This is a genomic window from Streptomyces sp. NPDC025618 (assembly GCF_055558795.1).
This window is the reverse complement of sequence record NZ_JBVHLW010000007.1, coordinates 209827-226548: the sequence shown is the minus strand read 5'-3', so window position 1 is coordinate 226548 and position 16722 is coordinate 209827. Positions and strand designations below refer to the sequence as shown.

10 protein-coding genes and 1 pseudogene are annotated in these 16722 nt (G+C 74.3%); 7 read left to right on the top strand and 4 right to left on the bottom strand.

Annotated elements, in window-relative coordinates; genetic code table 11:
- Positions 1-261: 261 nt before the first annotated feature.
- Positions 262-1761 (bottom strand): M23 family metallopeptidase, encoded by a 1500-nt coding sequence (locus ACZ4A5_RS10125; protein ID WP_467580679.1) that lies wholly within the window; start codon positions 1759-1761, stop codon positions 262-264.
- A 249-nt stretch (positions 1762-2010) separates the two neighbouring features.
- The gene (locus tag ACZ4A5_RS10120; protein WP_467580676.1) at positions 2011-2889 is read right to left on the bottom strand and encodes an esterase/lipase family protein; all 879 of its coding nucleotides are present in this window, start codon (positions 2887-2889) and stop codon (positions 2011-2013) included.
- Positions 2890-3270: 381 nt separating this feature from the next.
- On the opposite strand from ACZ4A5_RS10120, the gene ACZ4A5_RS10115 reads away from it, so the two are divergent.
- On the top strand, positions 3271-3678 hold the full coding sequence (locus tag ACZ4A5_RS10115) for a cobalamin B12-binding domain-containing protein (protein WP_361533297.1): 408 nt from the start codon (positions 3271-3273) through the stop codon (positions 3676-3678).
- Between the two features lie 55 nt (positions 3679-3733).
- Here ACZ4A5_RS10115 and ACZ4A5_RS10110 read toward each other — a convergent pair whose 3' ends face one another.
- Both ACZ4A5_RS10110 and ACZ4A5_RS10105 read right to left on the bottom strand, forming a co-directional pair.
- Positions 3734-5317 carry a DUF5691 domain-containing protein gene (locus tag ACZ4A5_RS10110; RefSeq protein ID WP_467580673.1) on the bottom strand — a complete coding sequence of 528 codons (1584 nt, stop codon included), beginning with the start codon at positions 5315-5317 and terminating at the stop codon, positions 3734-3736.
- Positions 5318-5429: 112 nt separating this feature from the next.
- Positions 5430-6761 carry an SWIM zinc finger family protein gene (locus ACZ4A5_RS10105; RefSeq protein WP_467580670.1) on the bottom strand — a complete coding sequence of 444 codons (1332 nt, stop codon included), beginning with the start codon at positions 6759-6761 and terminating at the stop codon, positions 5430-5432.
- Positions 6762-6889: 128 nt separating this feature from the next.
- Here ACZ4A5_RS10105 and ACZ4A5_RS10100 point away from each other — a divergent pair, with 128 nt between their 5' ends.
- From ACZ4A5_RS10100 to ACZ4A5_RS10075, 6 genes and pseudogenes are all read left to right on the top strand, one after another.
- Positions 6890-7990 carry an ATP-binding protein gene (locus ACZ4A5_RS10100; RefSeq protein WP_467580668.1) on the top strand — a complete coding sequence of 367 codons (1101 nt, stop codon included), beginning with the start codon at positions 6890-6892 and terminating at the stop codon, positions 7988-7990.
- Positions 7987-10233, top strand: a pseudogene (locus ACZ4A5_RS10095) (DUF5682 family protein); the annotation flags it as partial. The gene ACZ4A5_RS10100 and the pseudogene ACZ4A5_RS10095, both read left to right, overlap by 4 nt.
- A gap of 147 nt (positions 10234-10380) precedes the next feature.
- A complete protein-coding gene (locus ACZ4A5_RS10090) occupies positions 10381-11703 on the top strand; it encodes a VWA domain-containing protein (protein WP_467580727.1) in 1323 nt (440 codons plus the stop codon).
- Between the two features lie 241 nt (positions 11704-11944).
- Complete coding sequence (gene sucC / locus ACZ4A5_RS10085) at positions 11945-13120, top strand: ADP-forming succinate--CoA ligase subunit beta (RefSeq protein WP_398868064.1); 1176 nt, start codon at positions 11945-11947, stop codon at positions 13118-13120.
- A 20-nt stretch (positions 13121-13140) separates the two neighbouring features.
- Positions 13141-14025: a succinate--CoA ligase subunit alpha gene (gene sucD / locus ACZ4A5_RS10080; RefSeq protein ID WP_467580664.1), complete on the top strand. Its 885-nt coding sequence runs from the start codon at positions 13141-13143 to the stop codon at positions 14023-14025.
- 186 nt (positions 14026-14211) lie between these two features.
- The gene (locus tag ACZ4A5_RS10075) at positions 14212-16554 is read left to right on the top strand and encodes a cell division protein PerM (protein ID WP_467580662.1); all 2343 of its coding nucleotides are present in this window, start codon (positions 14212-14214) and stop codon (positions 16552-16554) included.
- Positions 16555-16722: the final 168 nt, after the last annotated feature.

Genomic DNA, 16722 nt, shown 5'->3' with positions numbered 1-16722 from the left:
ACGGAGTCTGGGGGAGGTAGCTGGGGGAGTTTGAGGACAACGCGCGAAGCGTGTTGCGGGGTCTGGGGCGAAGCCCCCCACGCGGCGGAGCCGCATATCAGACGCAGCCGGGAAGGGGCGGGGCTGGGAAAAAAATCAGCCTGTCCGGCGCTTGAGGACGCGGCCGCAGGCCGCTCCCGCCGCAGGCGGTGAACCGGCCCGCAGTCGGGGGGAACGAAGCGCCGCAGGCGCAACAGGCACGCGCCCCCACACGGCGGAGCCCTACGTCGGGTCCAGGTCGTGCGACCTCAGCCACGGCAGGGGATCGACCGCCGAACCCCCCGGCCGGACCTCGAAGTGGAGGTGCGGCCCCGTGGAGTTGCCGGAGTTGCCCGAGTAAGCGATGACGTCACCGGCCTTGACCTGCCCGGAACGAAGCTTCGTGCTGCTGAGGTGGCAGTACCAGGTCTCGGTCCCGTCGGGCGACGTCACTATGGCCATGTTGCCGTAGGCGACGTTGTACTGCGTACGGACCGTGCCGTCCGTCGCGGCCATGACCGGCGTCCCGTAACTGACGGGGAAGTCGATGCCGGTGTGGACGGACATCCAGTTGACGCCCGCCTGCCCGTAGTACGCGCTCAGGCCGTGCTGGGTGACGGGGAGCGCGAATTTGGGGCGCTCGGCCTCCTTGCGCGCCGCTTCCTCCGCCTTGCGCTTCTTCTCCTCCTCCTGGCGCGCCTTGAGGTCGAGGCGTTCCTGGGTGCGGGTGGCGCGGGTGGCGAAGTCGTCGGCGCCCCGGCTGAGGCCGGCGAGCTGGGTGTCCAGCTTGCTGTTGGCGATCGAGGGGACGGCCGCGGCGTCGGGAGCGGCGGCGGCCTGGGTCTGCTTCGCCTCGCTCTTGCCGCCGGAGACGGAGGCGGCGGCGATGCCCGCGACGCCCATGACCGCGACCGAGGGCACGGCGACCGTCAACAGGGCCTTGCGGCGCGGCCGGTAGCCGGTGCGCGAGGAGCCTCCCTTGCGGCGGCTGCGGCTCTGCGCCGGGACGCCCGCCGCCGTCGGCGCGTCCTGCGCGTCCTCGGGCTCCGGCTGGTCGAGCACCGACATGGTCCGGGTCTCGGCGTCGGCGACGTAATGAGCGCCGGGCGAGGGAGCGGGACCCAGGTCGGCGCCGGAGAGGTCGACCATGAGGGTGGGGGTGTGCTGCGCCTCGGGCGCCTCGGTGTCCGCGTACGCGCTGGTGTCCCAGGTCTGCGTCTGCTGGGTGCTGACGTCGCCCCAGCCGGCGTCCTGCTGCTGTTCCCAGCCGGTGGTCCGCGGTCCGGTGGTGTCCCAGCTCTGGGCGTGGACGGAGGTGTCGGGGTGCCAGCCGCCGTCGGCGGGCTGTGCCCAGCCGGAGCCGGTGTCGTACGGTCCGGCTGTGTTCCAGGAGCCGGTGTCCGCGGCCGGGACGCCGCCCGGGTGGCCCCAGGCCGAGGTGTCCCACTGGCCGGTCTGCCCGGTGTCGTAGCCGGTGAATTCCCAGGTCTGGGTCTGTCCGGTGGCGCCCTGGTCCCAGCCGCCGTCGGTGAACTGGTTCCAGCCCGCGGTGTGGCCGCCCCAGGAGGCGTCGGGGGAGTGGCCCCAGCCGGAGGTGTCCCACTGCCCGGAGTCCTGGCCTTCGTAGCCGGGGTAGCCGTGCGGGGTGCCCTGCTGCTCGTACGACGTGTAGTGCCCGTAGGAGATGTCCTGAGCGGGACCGGCCGGGCCGGAGCCCGCCGACGGGTGACGGTCGTTCACCACCACTTCTCTTTCGCCTCGGGAGCAGGAGAATTAGCGGCGACTGTACCCGGCGGTTCGGGATGGCGACAATCTTCGTCACGTTTCAGGCGGCCCTGGGGCGGGCATTTGGCCGCCTTTCGGTGGACTGAAGCCCGGGAAACCGATTTGACGTTCGAAGGTTGTTCGGTTTTCTGGTGGGTGGAATCGAGTTCCGTCCCCTCAAGGGTGAACGGACGGGGGTGCGCGGCGCCTTACGGGACCGGTCGCGGATCAGGCGACCGACGCCGCACCGGACGCCTCAGCTGCGGTTTCCTCCGCGGTCAGGGCCTGGCGGACGCCCGCCGCCACCGCCCAGTGCACCGGGAGCGCGAGATGGCCGACGCCGGTCACGCGGACATTGCGAGTGATCAGATCCGGGTGATCGATCCGCGCCGTCTCGACCGGCACCATTATCTGGTCCAAGTCGCTCCAGAAGCTGATGAAATGCGTTCGGCAATCGGGCGCGGGCGCGGCGAGTTCGGCTATGACATCCGACCCCGGGCGCATCTGCCGGACGAGGGGATGCGCGGACATCAAAGGCGCGACGCGGGTGCCCCCGTGCGGGGTGCCGAGCGTGACCAGCGTCCTCACCCGGGCGTCCCCGCCCAGGCGTTGGACGTAATAGCGCGCGATCAGTCCGCCGAGGCTGTGGCCCACGACGTCGATCTCCGTCCGGCCCGTCCGGGCGCAGAACTCCTCCACGTGCCGGGCCAGTAACTCGGCCGCGAGCCGGGCGTCGCAGGTCAGCGGGGAGTAATTCAGGGACTCGATCTGCTGCCAGCCGTTCCTGCGGAGGAAGCGGCGCAGCAGGACGAAGACGGAGCGGTTGTCGATGAAACCGTGGAGGAGAAGCACGGGCGGGTGGGGCGCGTGTTCTGTTTCCTGTTCTGTTTTGCCTTTTGTTCCCGATTCCGATTCGCCTTCGGGCGTGTCGTTGCGCCCTGTGGGTGGTGGGGACAGCGGTGGCGGACGGCGCTCCTGCGTCAGACCGGTGGGATAGAGCAGTACGTGGCCCGTGAGGATCGCCAGCTCCAGCAGCGTGGACCTGACGAGCAGCGCCGAGGGGCGCAGCAGGGCGGAGAAGAGAGTGATCAAGCGCAGGGCCGCCATGGCCGACCTCCTGAACGGCACACAGAAGGCGGCTCTCTCCCCCGTGTGCATTCACGGGCAGCTGTGCGCCACAGGCCGCATCACTGTGCCGCGCGGCTGTCGGCACACTGTTGCGGCGAGCTCGCTGCGGCTCCCCTCGCGACCGCCCGCGGTCCCGCCGCTCCGGTGACACGAGAGGCCCCAAGACCCCTGGGATACGGAAGCGGGAGGGCGGTGCGTAGCGAACGTGTTGTCCCACGTGTGATTTCCCCCTCCCTCTCCACCGTGAAACGGCCGGGTGCGGGATGCTGGGGATAACGTTCGTTCACATCCCGCCCCCAGGGCGCGGGGAATCCTCTCGGCCGGTCGTCGGCGTCGTACTTGTCGTACTTGGAGGCAGTGATGGGAGTGACCGGTCCGATCCGTGTAGTGGTGGCCAAGCCGGGGCTCGACGGTCACGACCGCGGGGCCAAGGTCATCGCCCGGGCGTTGCGCGACGCGGGCATGGAGGTCATCTACACCGGCCTGCACCAGACACCGGAGCAGATCGTGGACACCGCGATCCAGGAGGACGCCGACGCGATCGGCCTGTCCATCCTCTCCGGCGCGCACAACACGCTCTTCGCCAAGGTCATCGAGCTGCTGCGGGAGCGCGACGCGGAGGACATCAAGGTCTTCGGCGGCGGCATCATCCCCGAGGCGGACATCGCCCCGCTCAAGGAGCAGGGAGTGGCCGCGATCTTCACCCCGGGCGCGACGACGGCGTCGATCGTGGAGTGGGTCAACGAGAACGTCCGCGGGGCGGCGTAGCCGGTCGGGCACGGCGGCGGGCCGCGTCGCGCACCCGCGATCCCGGTCCGCCGCCTCATCCCGCCAGCTCCGCGGCCATCACCGCGCGCAGGCGCAACGTACCGACGAGCCGCCGGAACGCCTCCGCCCAATAGCCGGCCGCGCCGTCGGACTCGGACAGGGAGCGCGGCTCGCCGGGCAGTGCCGTGAGCTCCTCCAGGCGGTCCGCCTGCGCCGGGTCCAGGCAGCGCTCGGCCAGGCCCATCACGCCGCTGAAGCTCCAGGGGTAGCCGCCCGCGTCGCGTGCGGCGTCGAGCGCGTCGACCAGGGCCGTGCCCAGCGGCCGCGCCCACGGCACCTCGCACACGCCCAGCAGCCGGAACGCCTCCGACAGCCCGTGCGCCGCGATGAACCGCGCCACCCACTCGGCCCGCTCCTCCGGCGGCAGCGCGGACAGCAGCTTCGCCGGGTCCCGCCAGGACGAGCCCTCCGGGGGCGCCGTCGGCGGGCCGAGCAGGACCCGTGACCACTCCGCGTCCCGCTGCCGGACGGCGGCCCGGCACCAGGCCGCGTGCAGTTCCGGCTGCCAGCCGTCGGCGACCGGCAGCGCCACGATCGCCTCGGCCCCACGGCCTCCGAACCGCTCGCGCCACATGGCCAGCGGGGCCGCCTCCACCACCTGGCTCAGCCACCACGACCGCTCGCCGCGGCCGGGCGGCGGCTTGGCGACGACGCCGTCCCGCTGCATGTCCCTGTCGCACTCGTGCGGCGCCTCGACCGCTATCCGGGCGGCACCGCCCGCGCGCTCCAGGGCCACGCACGTACGCGCCCGCTCCGCCATCCGCCCCGCGAGCGCGGAGTGGGGGAGACGCGCCAGCAGCTCCGCCGCCGTGGCGCGGACGTTGCCGCTCCGGTCGGTCAGCGCCTGCTCCAGGAACGGCTCGTCGTCCGGGGAGAGCCCCTCGCGCAGCGAGTCCAGGAACATCAGCCGGTCCTCCGCCCGCTCCGTCCGCCAGGTCTCCGCCAGCAGCTCCCGGGCGGCCGCCGGGGCGCGGCGCCGTACGGAGGCCAGGAGCGCCACCCGCTCGGCGAACAGCCCCTCCTCCCACACCTTCCGGGCCTCGGCGGCATCGGCCACGGTGTGGCCCGGCGCGGTGGCGGGTCCGGCGCGGAGCGCGTACTTCCACTGCGGGTTGAGCCCGGCCAGCCAGCGCGCCCGGGAGCCGCCGAACGTGAGCGCCGCGGGCCGGAGATCCGTACGGGCGCGGGCCGCTTCCAGCAGTGCGGGCAGCAGGGCGGCTGGCGCTCGGTAGCCGTACCGGTTGGCGGCGGTCAGCCACTGCGGCAGCAGCTCCGTGAGATCGGGCGCGCCGATCCGCCGTCCCGCGCCGCTCCCGCCTCCGGAGCGGTCGGCGAGCAGCAGGGCCAGCCGGCGCCGCGCGGCGGGCGGCAGCGCGGGCCGGGGGTCCTCGGGCGCGGGCTCCGGCCGCGGCCGAGCGGCGGCGGGCACGAGCCCCGCACGCAGCCGGACGGTGTGCAGGGCCGCGGCGTCCAGCAGGGCCATGGCGGCGTCCTGGCCGTCCCGCGGCCGCACGGGCGGTGTGCGCCGGGCGGTGCCGAGCAGGGCGGCGGAGACCAACTCGTCCCAGGTGGTGTTCATGCGGTTGCCCTTTCGCTGCGCTGTGCCGGCGGTTCGTCGTGAGAGCGCGCACCCGGAGGCGGTCGATCCGCCGCACCCGGACCCCGGCAGGTGTCCCAGATCGGCAGGTGTCTCAGAGCTGTACGCATTCAGGGGCCCACGTGGACAACGGCGTGAAGCCCTGGTGGCCGCACTCGCCGAAGACCGTGACCGGTCGGCCGCCGGACAGCGCGGTGAGCTGCCACAGGCCGGAGCGGTCCCGGTGGCGGGGGTGGACGGGGAGGGCCGAATCGCCGTCGGCGTCCGCCAGTTGCCAGCCCGCCTCCGGGCCCGGTATCGGGACCACGGCATCGAGGATCACCGGCCAGGCGTCGAGCCACGGGTCGTCGCGCAGGGCCTCGCCGTACGTCTCCAGCGCCCGCCGGACGTCACCGCCCGGCGGGGGAGCGGGGCTGGGCTCGAAGGTCGCGTACCGGGTGCCCAGGGCGGCGCGCAGCGGTCGCGCCGCCGGGTAATACGCGAGGTCCGCGTCCAGCGAGAGGCCGGTGGGAAGCGACAACTCCGGTGCCCGGCCGCCCGCTCCGTACGAGAGGAGCAGCGCCATCCGCCCCGTCTTCCGGCCGCGTAGCCAGGTCCGCCGGGTGATCAAGTGGCCGTCGTCGCTGTCCGACCGCGCCAGGACCAGCCAGTGGTCGCGGACGGGCGTGGCGGAAGCGAGCAGGGCCGAGGAATCCGCCGCGATACCGACGCGCGTGCGCACCGTGGCGGCCAAGGGCTCGGGGAGGCGGTCGAGGCGCAGGAAGCCCTGGTTGAGCGTGTGCAGCAGAGCGCACTCCGCCAGCAGCCGCGACGCCCAGTCGCCGCCGGAGGCACGCGCGGCCGCCAACTCCCGTACTCGCGCGGCCAGTCCGGGCGCCTGCGCGTCGACCATGCGGGCCGCCGTCTCGTCCCACTGCCCGTACTGCGAGCCGTCGGCCGCGAGGCCGGCCCGCAGCAGGTCGCCGAGCCGCTGCTCCAACTCCCTCGCCCCTGCGGCCATCCGCTGCGACCGGCGCTCCGCCCTGCGCCGCGCCGCGTCGGCCCCTGCCGGCGCGGAAGGCAGTGCTCCGGGCTCCGCTCGCCGCCGGTCCAGCCACTGCCCGGCCCAGCCCGGCGGCCGGCCTTCCGGGACCGGATCCCCGCCCGCCGACCACAGCAGCAACAGCCCGAGCGCGTGCTCGCACGGGAACTCGCGGCCCGGACACGAGCAGTGGAACGCGGGGCCGCCGGGGCTGTCGAGGTCCACGACCGTCCGGCACGGCGAGCCGCCGCCCTCGCACTCCCCCCAGACCGCGCCCGCGCCCCGCGCCCCCGCGCCCGACCACCGGCCCGGCACCGCGAGCCTGCCGCCCGCCATGCGTGACGGTCCGTCAGGCGCCAGCGCGAGCACCCGGTCCTCCGTCCAGCGTTCCCCCTGCGGATTCATGCCGCAAACGCTACGACCCCCCACTGACAATCGCCCTGACCTGCGGATTTCCGACGCCGGGGCCGATTGTCAGTGGTGTGGTGCAGGGTTGTTCACGTGACCCGGAACCGCACGACCGAGGGGGACTTGTGACCGTGCCCGGAATCGAGACCGAAGCGCTGCGCCCGCACGCCGAGGACGCCTTCGCGGGGGAGCTCAAGGCGCTCGCGGCCGCCGACGACCGGCCCCGCCCCGCCCGTTGGCGGCTGTCGCCGTGGGCCGTCGCCACCTACCTGCTCGGCGGCACCCTCCCCGACGGCACGGTGATCATCCCGAAGTACGTGGGCCCGCGCCGCGTCGTCGAGGTGGCCGTGACCACCCTCGCCACCGACCGCGCGCTCCTCCTGCTCGGCGTGCCCGGCACCGCCAAGACCTGGGTGTCCGAGCACCTGGCCGCCGCGGTCAGCGGCGACTCCACCCTGCTGGTGCAGGGCACGGCCGGCACCCCGGAGGAGGCCATCCGCTACGGCTGGAACTACGCCCGGCTCCTCGCCGAGGGCCCCAGCCGCGCCGCGCTCGTCCCCAGCCCCGTCATGCGCGCCATGGCCGCCGGCGCGATCGCCCGCGTCGAGGAGCTCACCCGCATCCCCGCCGACGTGCAGGACACGCTCATCACCGCGCTGTCCGAAAAGACCTTGCCCATCCCCGAGTTGGGGGAGGAGGTGCAGGCGGTGCGCGGGTTCAACCTGATCGCCACCGCCAACGACCGCGACCGCGGGGTCAACGAGCTCTCCAGTGCCCTGCGCCGCCGCTTCAACACCGTCGTCCTGCCCCTGCCCGCCACCGCGGAGGCCGAGGTCGACATCGTCGCCCGGCGCGTCGACCAGATCGGGCGCTCCCTCGACCTGCCCGCCGTACCCGACGGCGCCGACGAGATCCGGCGCGTGGTCACCGTCTTCCGTGAGCTGCGCGACGGCGTCACCGCCGACGGCCGCACCAAGCTCAAATCCCCTTCGGGGACGCTCTCGACGGCCGAGGCGATCTCCGTCGTCACCGGCGGGCTCGCCCTCGCCGCCCACTTCGGTGACGGCGTGCTGCGCGCGAGCGACGTGGCCGCCGGGGTCACGGCCGCCGTGATCCGCGACCCGGCGGCGGACCGCCTGGTCTGGCAGGAGTATCTGGAGGCGGTCGTCCGCGAACGGGACGGCTGGAAGGACTTCTACCGCGCGTGCCGGGAGGCCGCCGCATGACCGGGACCGGCCCGGCCCTGCTGGGCATCCGCCACCACGGCCCCGGCTCCGCGCGGGCCGTCGGGGCCGCGCTCGACCGGTGCGGGCCGCGGGCCGTGCTGATCGAGGGGCCGCCCGAGGCCGAGCCGATCGTCCACCTCGCCGCCGACGAGGGCATGCGCCCGCCCGTCGCCCTCCTCGCCCACGCCGTCGACGACCCCGGGCGGTCCGTGTTCTGGCCGCTCGCGGCGTTCTCCCCGGAGTGGACCGCGATCCGCTGGGCCCTCGCCCACGGCGTCCCCGTCCGCTTCGTCGACCTGCCGGCGGCCCACACCCTCGCCCTGCGGGGGCAGGCCGGACCACCCGGCGGGGAAGGCCGGACGGAGCGGGCCGACCCGCTGGCCGTGCTCGCCGCGGCCGCCGGTCACGACGACCCCGAGCGGTGGTGGGAGGACGCCGTCGAGCACCGGAGCGGGCCCCGCGCGGGCGACGCGCTCGCGCCGTTCCACGCCCTCGCCGAGGCGATGGCGGAGCTGCGGGCCGCCCACGGGGAGGGCGTCGGCCACGACGCCGCGCGCGAAGCGCACATGCGGCTGCGGATCAGGGAAGCGCGGCGGGAGTTCGGCGACGCGTTCGCCGTCGTCTGCGGCGCGTGGCATGTACCGGCGCTCGCGGAGAGGCGCACCGTCGCCGCGGACCGCGCGGAGCTCAAGGGCCTGCCCAAGGTCAAGGCCGAGCTCAGCTGGGTGCCCTGGACGCACCGGCGCCTCTCCCGCCACAGCGGTTACGGCGCGGGGATCGACGCGCCCGGCTGGTACGGCCACCTCTTCCACGCCCCCGACCGGCCCGTCGAGCGCTGGATGACCGAGGTCGCCCGGCTGCTGCGCGCCGAGGACCACCCCGTCTCCCCGGCCCACGTCATCGAGGCCGTACGGCTCGCCGACACCCTCGCCGCCCTGCGCGGCCGCCCGCTCGCCGGGCTCACCGAGACGCTCGACGCGGTCCGGGCCGTCATGTGCGACGGCTCCGACGTGCCCCTCGCCCTGGTGCGGGAGCGCCTCGTCATCGGTGACGACCTCGGCGAGGTGCCCGACGCCGCGCCCGCCACTCCCTTGCGGCGGGACCTGACCCGTCTTCAGCGCACCCTGCGGCTCAAGCCGGAGGCCACCGCGCGGGACCGCGAGCTCGACCTGCGCAAGGACACCGACGCCGCCCGCAGCCGGCTCCTCCACCGGCTGCGGCTCCTCGGCGTCGACTGGGGTGAGCCGGTGCCCTCCCGCGGTGGCACGGGCACCTTCCGGGAGACCTGGCGGCTGCGGTGGGACCCCGAGCTGTCCGTCCGGATCGCCGAGGCGGGCGCGTGGGGCACGACCGTGGAGGCCGCCGCGACGGCGAAGGCGGAGTCCCAAGCGATCGGCACCCCGGCCCTCGCCGGGCTCACGTCCCTCGCCGAGCGGTGCCTGCTCGCGGGGCTGCCCGACGCCCTCCCCACCGTGATGCGCGTCCTCGCCGACCGCGCGGCGCTCGACGCGGACGTCGCGCACCTGGCCGCGGCCCTGCCCGCGCTGGTCCGCTCGCTGCGGTACGGCGACGTGCGCCGCACCGACACCGCCGCCCTCGGCGAGGTGGCCGCGGGCCTCGCCGAGCGGGTCTTCGTCGGCCTGCCCGCCGCCTGCCACGGCCTGGACACGGACGCGGCGGCGGACATGCGCGGCCACCTGGACGCGGTGCACCACGCGGTCGGCCTGCTCGCCGGTGCGCAGGCTCCGCCCGGCGGCGTACGCGAGCGCTGGTCCGCGGTGCTGCGGCTGCTCGCCGGGCGGGACGGCCTGCCCGGCGGGATCCGGGGGAGAGCCGCGCGACTCCTCCTGGACGAGGGCCACCTGACGGAGGACCGGGCCGCCCGGCTCATGGGACTCGCGCTCTCGGGCGCGGTCGCACCGGTGGAGGCGGCGGCGTGGATCGAGGGGTTCCTGGGCGAGGGCGACGCCGGCGGCATGCTGCTCGTCCACGACAAGCGGCTGCGCGCGCTGGTGGATTCGTGGCTCGTGGCGGTGCCCGGCCGCGAGTTCACGGGGGTGCTGCCCCTGCTGCGGCGGACGTTCTCCGCGTACGGGGCGGGAGTGCGGCGGACGCTGGGCGAGCTCATCCGCCGGGGCACCGTGGCCGCTTCGCGGGGCGTGCCGGGATTCGGGGCGGGGGCGGACGAGGAACGGGCGGCGGCGGTGGTGCCGGTGCTGCGCGTGCTGCTGGGGTTGGACGGCGGGACGGCCGGCCCGCTGCTTCCGGAAGTGGGTTCCCGGGCTCTGGATGTGGCCCCGCTCCTTCCGGAATCGGGGCTCCAGGCCCCGGACGCTGCCCGGCTTCTCCCCTCGGGCGGCGACCGGCCGCTCCCTCCGGACGCCGGACGGATGGATTCCGCTGCCCGGCCCCTCCCCTCAGACGCGGCTCGGCCGCTCCTCCCGGATGCCGACCGGGCCGATGCCTCCGCCCGGCCTCTTCTCCCGGCCACCCGGCAGGCCGATGCCTCCGCCCAAGCTCTCCTCTCGGACGCCGCCCGCGCCGATCTCCCCGCCCAGCCCCTCCCTCCGGCCACCCGCCAGGCCGATGCCCCGCCGTCGTCCCCCGAGCGGCTTCGCCGCTGGCGGCTCGTGCTCGGGGATGACGGCCGCGACAGCGGCCCCCCGCTCCGCGGCGCCGACATCGCGCTGGACCGCACGCTCGACGCGCTCTACGGGGACGCGGGCGGGAGCGCGGGGCTCGGGGCCTCCGTGCCGTACGCCGCCCGCTGGCTGGGGGACATCCGTACGTATTTCCCGGCGTCCGTCGTTCAGGTGATGCAGCGTGATGCCATCGACCGGCTCGGGCTGGCCGCGCTGCTGCTGGAGCCGGAGATGCTGGAGGCCGTGGAGGCGGACGTACGGCTCGTCGGCACTCTGCTGTCTCTCGCCAAGGCCATGCCGGAGACGACGAAGGAGACCGCGCGGGCCGTCGTCCGCAAGGTCGTCCAGGAGCTGGAGAAGCGCCTGACGGCGCGGACCCGAGCCGTGGTCGGCGGCGCCCTGGACCGGTCGGCCCGCGTGGCGCGCCCCCGGCACCGGGACATCGACTGGGACCGCACCGTCCGGGCCAACCTCAAGAACTACCTGCCCGCTCACCGCACCGTCGTCCCCGAGCGGCTCGTCGGCCACGGGCGGGCGGCGCGAGCGGTGCGCAAGGAGGTGATCCTCTGTGTCGACCAGTCCGGTTCGATGGCGGCCTCGGTCGTCCACGCCGCCGTGTTCGGCGCCGTCCTCGCCTCGACGCGGTCCCTCGACACCCGGCTCGTCGTCTTCGACACCGCGGTCGCCGACCTCACCGACCGGCTGGCCGACCCCGTCGACGTGCTCTTCGGCACCCAGCTCGGCGGCGGCACCGACATCAACCGGGCGCTCGCCTACTGCCAGTCCCGCATCACCCGCCCGGCGGAGACCGTCGTCGTCCTCATCAGTGATCTCTACGAGGGTGGGATCCGCCACGAGATGCTGCGGCGGGTCGCGGCGATGAAGGCGTCCGGAGTGGTGTTCGTGACGCTGCTCGCGCTGTCCGACGAGGGCGCCCCGGCGTACGACCGAGAGCACGCGGCGGCGCTGGCGGCCCTGGGCACGCCCGCTTTCGCCTGCACTCCGGACCTCTTCCCGGAGGTGATGGCCGCCGCGCTGGAGAAGCGCCCACTGCCCGTCCCCGAGCCCTGACCGGAGGGGTCGCCGGGTGCGATCCGTGAGCGATCCGTGTGCGATCTGTGAGGGTAATCACGGCCGGAGTGTGACCTGCGATTTAGGGACCTCCGTCCCTCGGGGATAACCTGCGAGACGGACATGCCGCGTCAACGGTGAACGTGTGCCGCCCTCGTAAAAGATCGCGTCGTCACGCTGGCCTGCGGCACGCCCGCGCAGACACTGAACCGCGATATCCATGGAAAAGGGACGGACGCGCGTGGACCTGTTCGAGTACCAGGCGAGGGACCTCTTCGCCAAGCACGGTGTACCGGTGCTGGCCGGTGAAGTCATCGACACGCCTGAGGCGGCGCGCGAGGCCACTGAGCGGCTGGGCGGCAAGTCGGTCGTCAAGGCTCAGGTGAAGGTCGGCGGCCGCGGCAAGGCCGGCGGCGTGAAGCTGGCCGCCACGCCGGACGAGGCCGTCGCCCGCGCGACGGACATCCTCGGCATGGACATCAAGGGCCACACGGTCCACAAGGTGATGATCGCCGAGACCGCTCCCGAGATCCTCGAGGAGTACTACGTCTCGTACCTCCTCGACCGCACCAACCGCACCTTCCTGGCCATGGCCTCGGTGCAGGGCGGCATGGACATCGAGGAGGTCGCGGAGAAGACCCCCGAGGCCCTCGCGAAGGTCCCGGTCGACTCCAACGAGGGTGTGACCATCGAGAAGGCCCGCGAGATCGTCGCCCAGGCGAAGTTCCCGGCCGAGGTCGCCGAGAAGGTCGCCGAGGTCATGGTGACCCTGTGGAAGACCTTCGTCGCCGAGGACGCGCTCCTCGTCGAGGTCAACCCGCTGGCCAAGGTCGCCAATGGCGACGTGCTGGCCCTGGACGGCAAGGTCTCGCTCGACGAGAACGCCGACTTCCGCCAGCCGGAGCACGAGGCGCTGGAGGACAAGGCCGCGGCCAACCCCCTCGAGGCCGCCGCCAAGGCCAAGGGCCTCAACTACGTCAAGCTCGACGGCGAGGTCGGCATCATCGGCAACGGCGCGGGTCTCGTCATGAGCACCCTGGACGTCGTCGCGTACGCCGGTGAGAAGCACGGCAACGTCAAGCCGGCCAACTTCCTCGACATCGGTGGCGGCGCCTCCGCCGAGGTCATGGCCAACGGTCTTGAGATCATCCTCGGCGACTCGGACGTCAAGTCCGTCTTCGTCAACGTCTTCGGTGGCATCACCGCGTGCGACGAGGTCGCCAAGGGCATCGTCCAGGCCCTGGAGCTGCTGAAGGCCAAGGGCGAGGACGTCTCCAAGCCGCTGGTCGTCCGTCTCGACGGCAACAACGCGGAGCTGGGTCGCAAGATCCTGTCCGACGCCAACCACCCGCTGGTGCAGCGCGTGGACACCATGGACGGCGCGGCCGACAAGGCCGCCGAGCTGGCTGCGAAGTAAGGGACGAGGACTCCACAACCATGGCTATCTTCCTCACCAAGGACAGCAAGGTCATCGTCCAGGGGATGACCGGCGCCACGGGCATGAAGCACACCAAGCTCATGCTGGCCGACGGCACCAACATCGTCGGTGGCGTGAACCCGCGCAAGGCGGGCACGAGCGTCGACTTCGACGGCACCGACGTGCCCGTCTTCGGCTCCGTCGCCGAGGCGATGGAGAAGACCGGTGCCAATGTCACCGTCGTCTTCGTGCCGCCGGCGTTCGCCAAGGCCGCTGTGGTCGAGGCGATCGACGCCGAGATCCCGCTGGCCGTCGTGATCACCGAGGGCATCGCCGTCCACGACTCCGCCGCCTTCTGGGCGTACGCGGGCTCGAAGGGCAATAAGACCCGGATCATCGGCCCGAACTGCCCCGGTCTCATCACCCCGGGCCAGTCCAACGCCGGCATCATCCCGGGCGACATCACCAAGCCCGGCCGCATCGGTCTGGTGTCCAAGTCGGGCACGCTGACCTACCAGATGATGTACGAGCTCCGTGACATCGGCTTCTCCTCGGCCGTCGGCATCGGTGGCGACCCGGTCATCGGCACCACGCACATCGACGCGCTCGCCGCGTTCGAGGCCGACCCCGACACCGACCTGATCGTCATGATCGGTGAGATCGGCGGCGACGCGGAGGAGCGGGCCGCGGACTTCATCAAGGCCAACGTCACCAAGCCGGTCGTCGGCTACGTGGCCGGCTTCACCGCGCCCGAGGGCAAGACGATGGGCCACGCCGGCGCGATCGTCTCCGGTTCGTCCGGCACCGCCCAGGCGAAGAAGGAGGCCCTCGAGGCCGCGGGCGTGAAGGTCGGCAAGACGCCGTCCGAGACCGCTCTGCTGGCGCGCGAGGCGCTGTCCGCCTGAGCCGTACGGTTCCACGGTGTGGGCCCGCGTCCCGGAAGGGGCGCGGGCCCACACCCGTTCCGGCGGGCCCGTCCGGGTGAAGCTGTCCACCCGTCAGGCTTAAAAGGTGCATAAGCGAATGCGGGCGACACGACGGCTATTTGCCCGCTACCCGTACGAAAGCCATCTTGTTGGCAGCATGGGGCCGTGACCCCTTTTGCCGATCACAGCCCGCAGTTGCCTTCGCGGAGCAGGTCCACCGCCGCGGGGCCACCTCCGATGGCGGGCGCGGTGTTCCTCGGCGGGATGGTCGCCGCGGGTCTCGGGCTCGGCACGCTCGCCGTGGTCGTCCTCTCGCTCTGGATCTCCTCCCCCTACCCGGACAGCGGCCCCGCGACGGCCCTGCGCGTCGCCGCCGCCCTGTGGCTTCTCGCGCACGGCGCGCACCTCGTCCGCACCGAGACGCTCACCGGCGCCCCGGCGCCGATCGGCCTGACGCCCCTGCTCTTCACCGTGCTGCCCAGCTGGCTGCTCTACCGGGCGACCCGGCACGCGCTCGACCCGGTGGAGGACCAGCCGTCGGACGACGCGCCGGACGGCCCGGCGGGGGAGTCCGCCGCGGGACACGCCGTCCTGACCCCGCGCAAGGCGATCGCGGCCCTGCTCGGCGGCTACTTCTCCGTGGCCACGGCCGCCGCGCTCTACGCCTCCTCCGGCCCCCTCCCCGTCGATCCCCTGAGCGCCCTGCTGCACCTGCCGCTGTTCGCGGGCGTGGCCGTGGGCGGGGGCGCGTGGGCGGCGGCGGGCTTCCCCGGCATGACGCCCCCGCCCTTCGCGCGCCGGACGCTCGAGGGGCTTCCCAGGGGCGTACGGCGCTGGTTCACGCGCCCCCGGCTGACGGAGGTCGTACGGACCGGGGCCGTCGGCACCGGCGCGCTGCTCGGCGGCGGCGCGCTGCTGCTCGCGGGCGCGCTCCTGCTGCACGTGACCGTGGCCCAGCAGTCGCTCCTCCAGATGACCTTCGCGTGGTCCGGCCGCGTCGCCGTGCTGCTGCTGTGCGTGGCGCTGCTGCCGAACGCGGTCGTGTGGGCGGCGGCGTACGGGCTGGGGCCGGGGTTCATGGTCGGCGTGGACGGCGTCGTCGGCCCGCTCGGGGTGGCCGGCTATCCGCTGCTGCCCCGCTTCCCGCTCTTCGCGGCCCTGCCGCCGCCGGGCCCCTCCGGCCCGGCGGCGCTGGCGTTCGCGTCGGCGCTGTCGGCCGGCGCGGGGGTGGCGATCGCGTACGCGACCGTCCCCCGGGAGCCGAAGGCCCTGCGCCGCTCGAAGGCCGGCCGCACGGCCGCGACCGCGGCGCTGGGCGGGGTGCTCTGCGCGGTGCTGATGTCCGTCCTGTCCTACGTGGCGTCCGGCCCGCTCGGTGAGGACACGCTCACCGACTTCGGCCCGCCCTGGTGGCTCGTCGGTGGCGCGGCGCTGGTCTGGACGACGACCCTCGGCGTGCCGGGCGCGCTGATCCTGCGCTGGGTCCGCCGCCGGGCCCGCCCGAAGCCGGCGCCGCGCGCGGTGGTCGCGACGACGGCCGCGCCGCGCCGGACGCGCCACCCCGAGCTCGTACCGACGTGGTGCAAGGGCCCCGTGGCGGCGCTGGGCCTGGTCCCGCCGGGCTCCGGCGAGCCGGCACCGGCACCGGAGCCGGTGGCCGAGCCGGTCGCGCGGTCGCGCCGGGTCCCGGGCGGGGCGGTGGTACGGGCGGCGGGGGCGTGGCTGGGGTTCGCGGCGCCCGCGGAGGAGGCCCCCGCCCCGGAAGAGCCGGTTGCCGAGGCTCTTGCCCCTGCCACGGAGACGCCGGCCGCCTTGGAGGGTCCCGAGCCTGTGCGGGAGCCGGTGGAGCGTGCGGCCGCGCGGCGGGAGGCGTCAGTGGCCCGCGGGGCCGCGAGGCGCGAACGGCGGCGCGGGGGGCGGGGGCGTCGTGAGGGCGCGGAGGTTCGTGAGCCCGGGGGGTGCGAGCCCGGGGTGCGCGAGGCCGAGGGCCGTGCGGCCGGGACGGAGGTTCCGGAGCCTGGGGCTCGTGAGGGGCGGGGGTCCGGAGCGCCCGCGGCTGAGCCCGACGTGTGCGAGCCCGTCGTCGACGAGAGCCAGGCCGTGGAGGAACTGCCGGTCCGGGCCGGGCCCTCGCCCGCGCCTCTGGGCCTGCCGCTGCCCGGTCCTGCCGTCCGGCAGCGGGAGGGGGCCACGCTCCTGGACGCCCTGCGCGAGCCGAGGTGGTCGCGGGCGCGCGGGTGGTGGTGGCGGGCCACGGCGAGAAGGGGGCGGGGGAGGCATGCGGCCGCGGCATCGGGCGCCGCCGTGCCGGGCGGGGTGCCCGGCGGGGTGGAGGCGGGGGTGCCGGTGGAGGGGGTGGTCGTGGGGGCCTGCGACTCGTCTGGGGTGGCGGCTTGGCATGAGACGGGGGCTCGGCGGGTTCGGTGGGCGGCGTTGCGGGAGTCGGGGGGTGGGTTGGTGCCGGAGTTCGAGCCGCGGGATGTGGGCCGGCCGTCTGAAGGTCCGTGATTCCCTGTTCCCCACCCGCCCGCCCTGAACTGGGGCGCGTGCCCCAGCCCCCCGGCTGCGGGTCCATGGCGCCTGCGGCGGGCTTTTTCCCCTACCCGCCCCTTCCCGAAACTGGGGGCGAGCCCCCAGACCCCCCGCAACACGCTTCGCGCGTTGTCCTCAAACTCC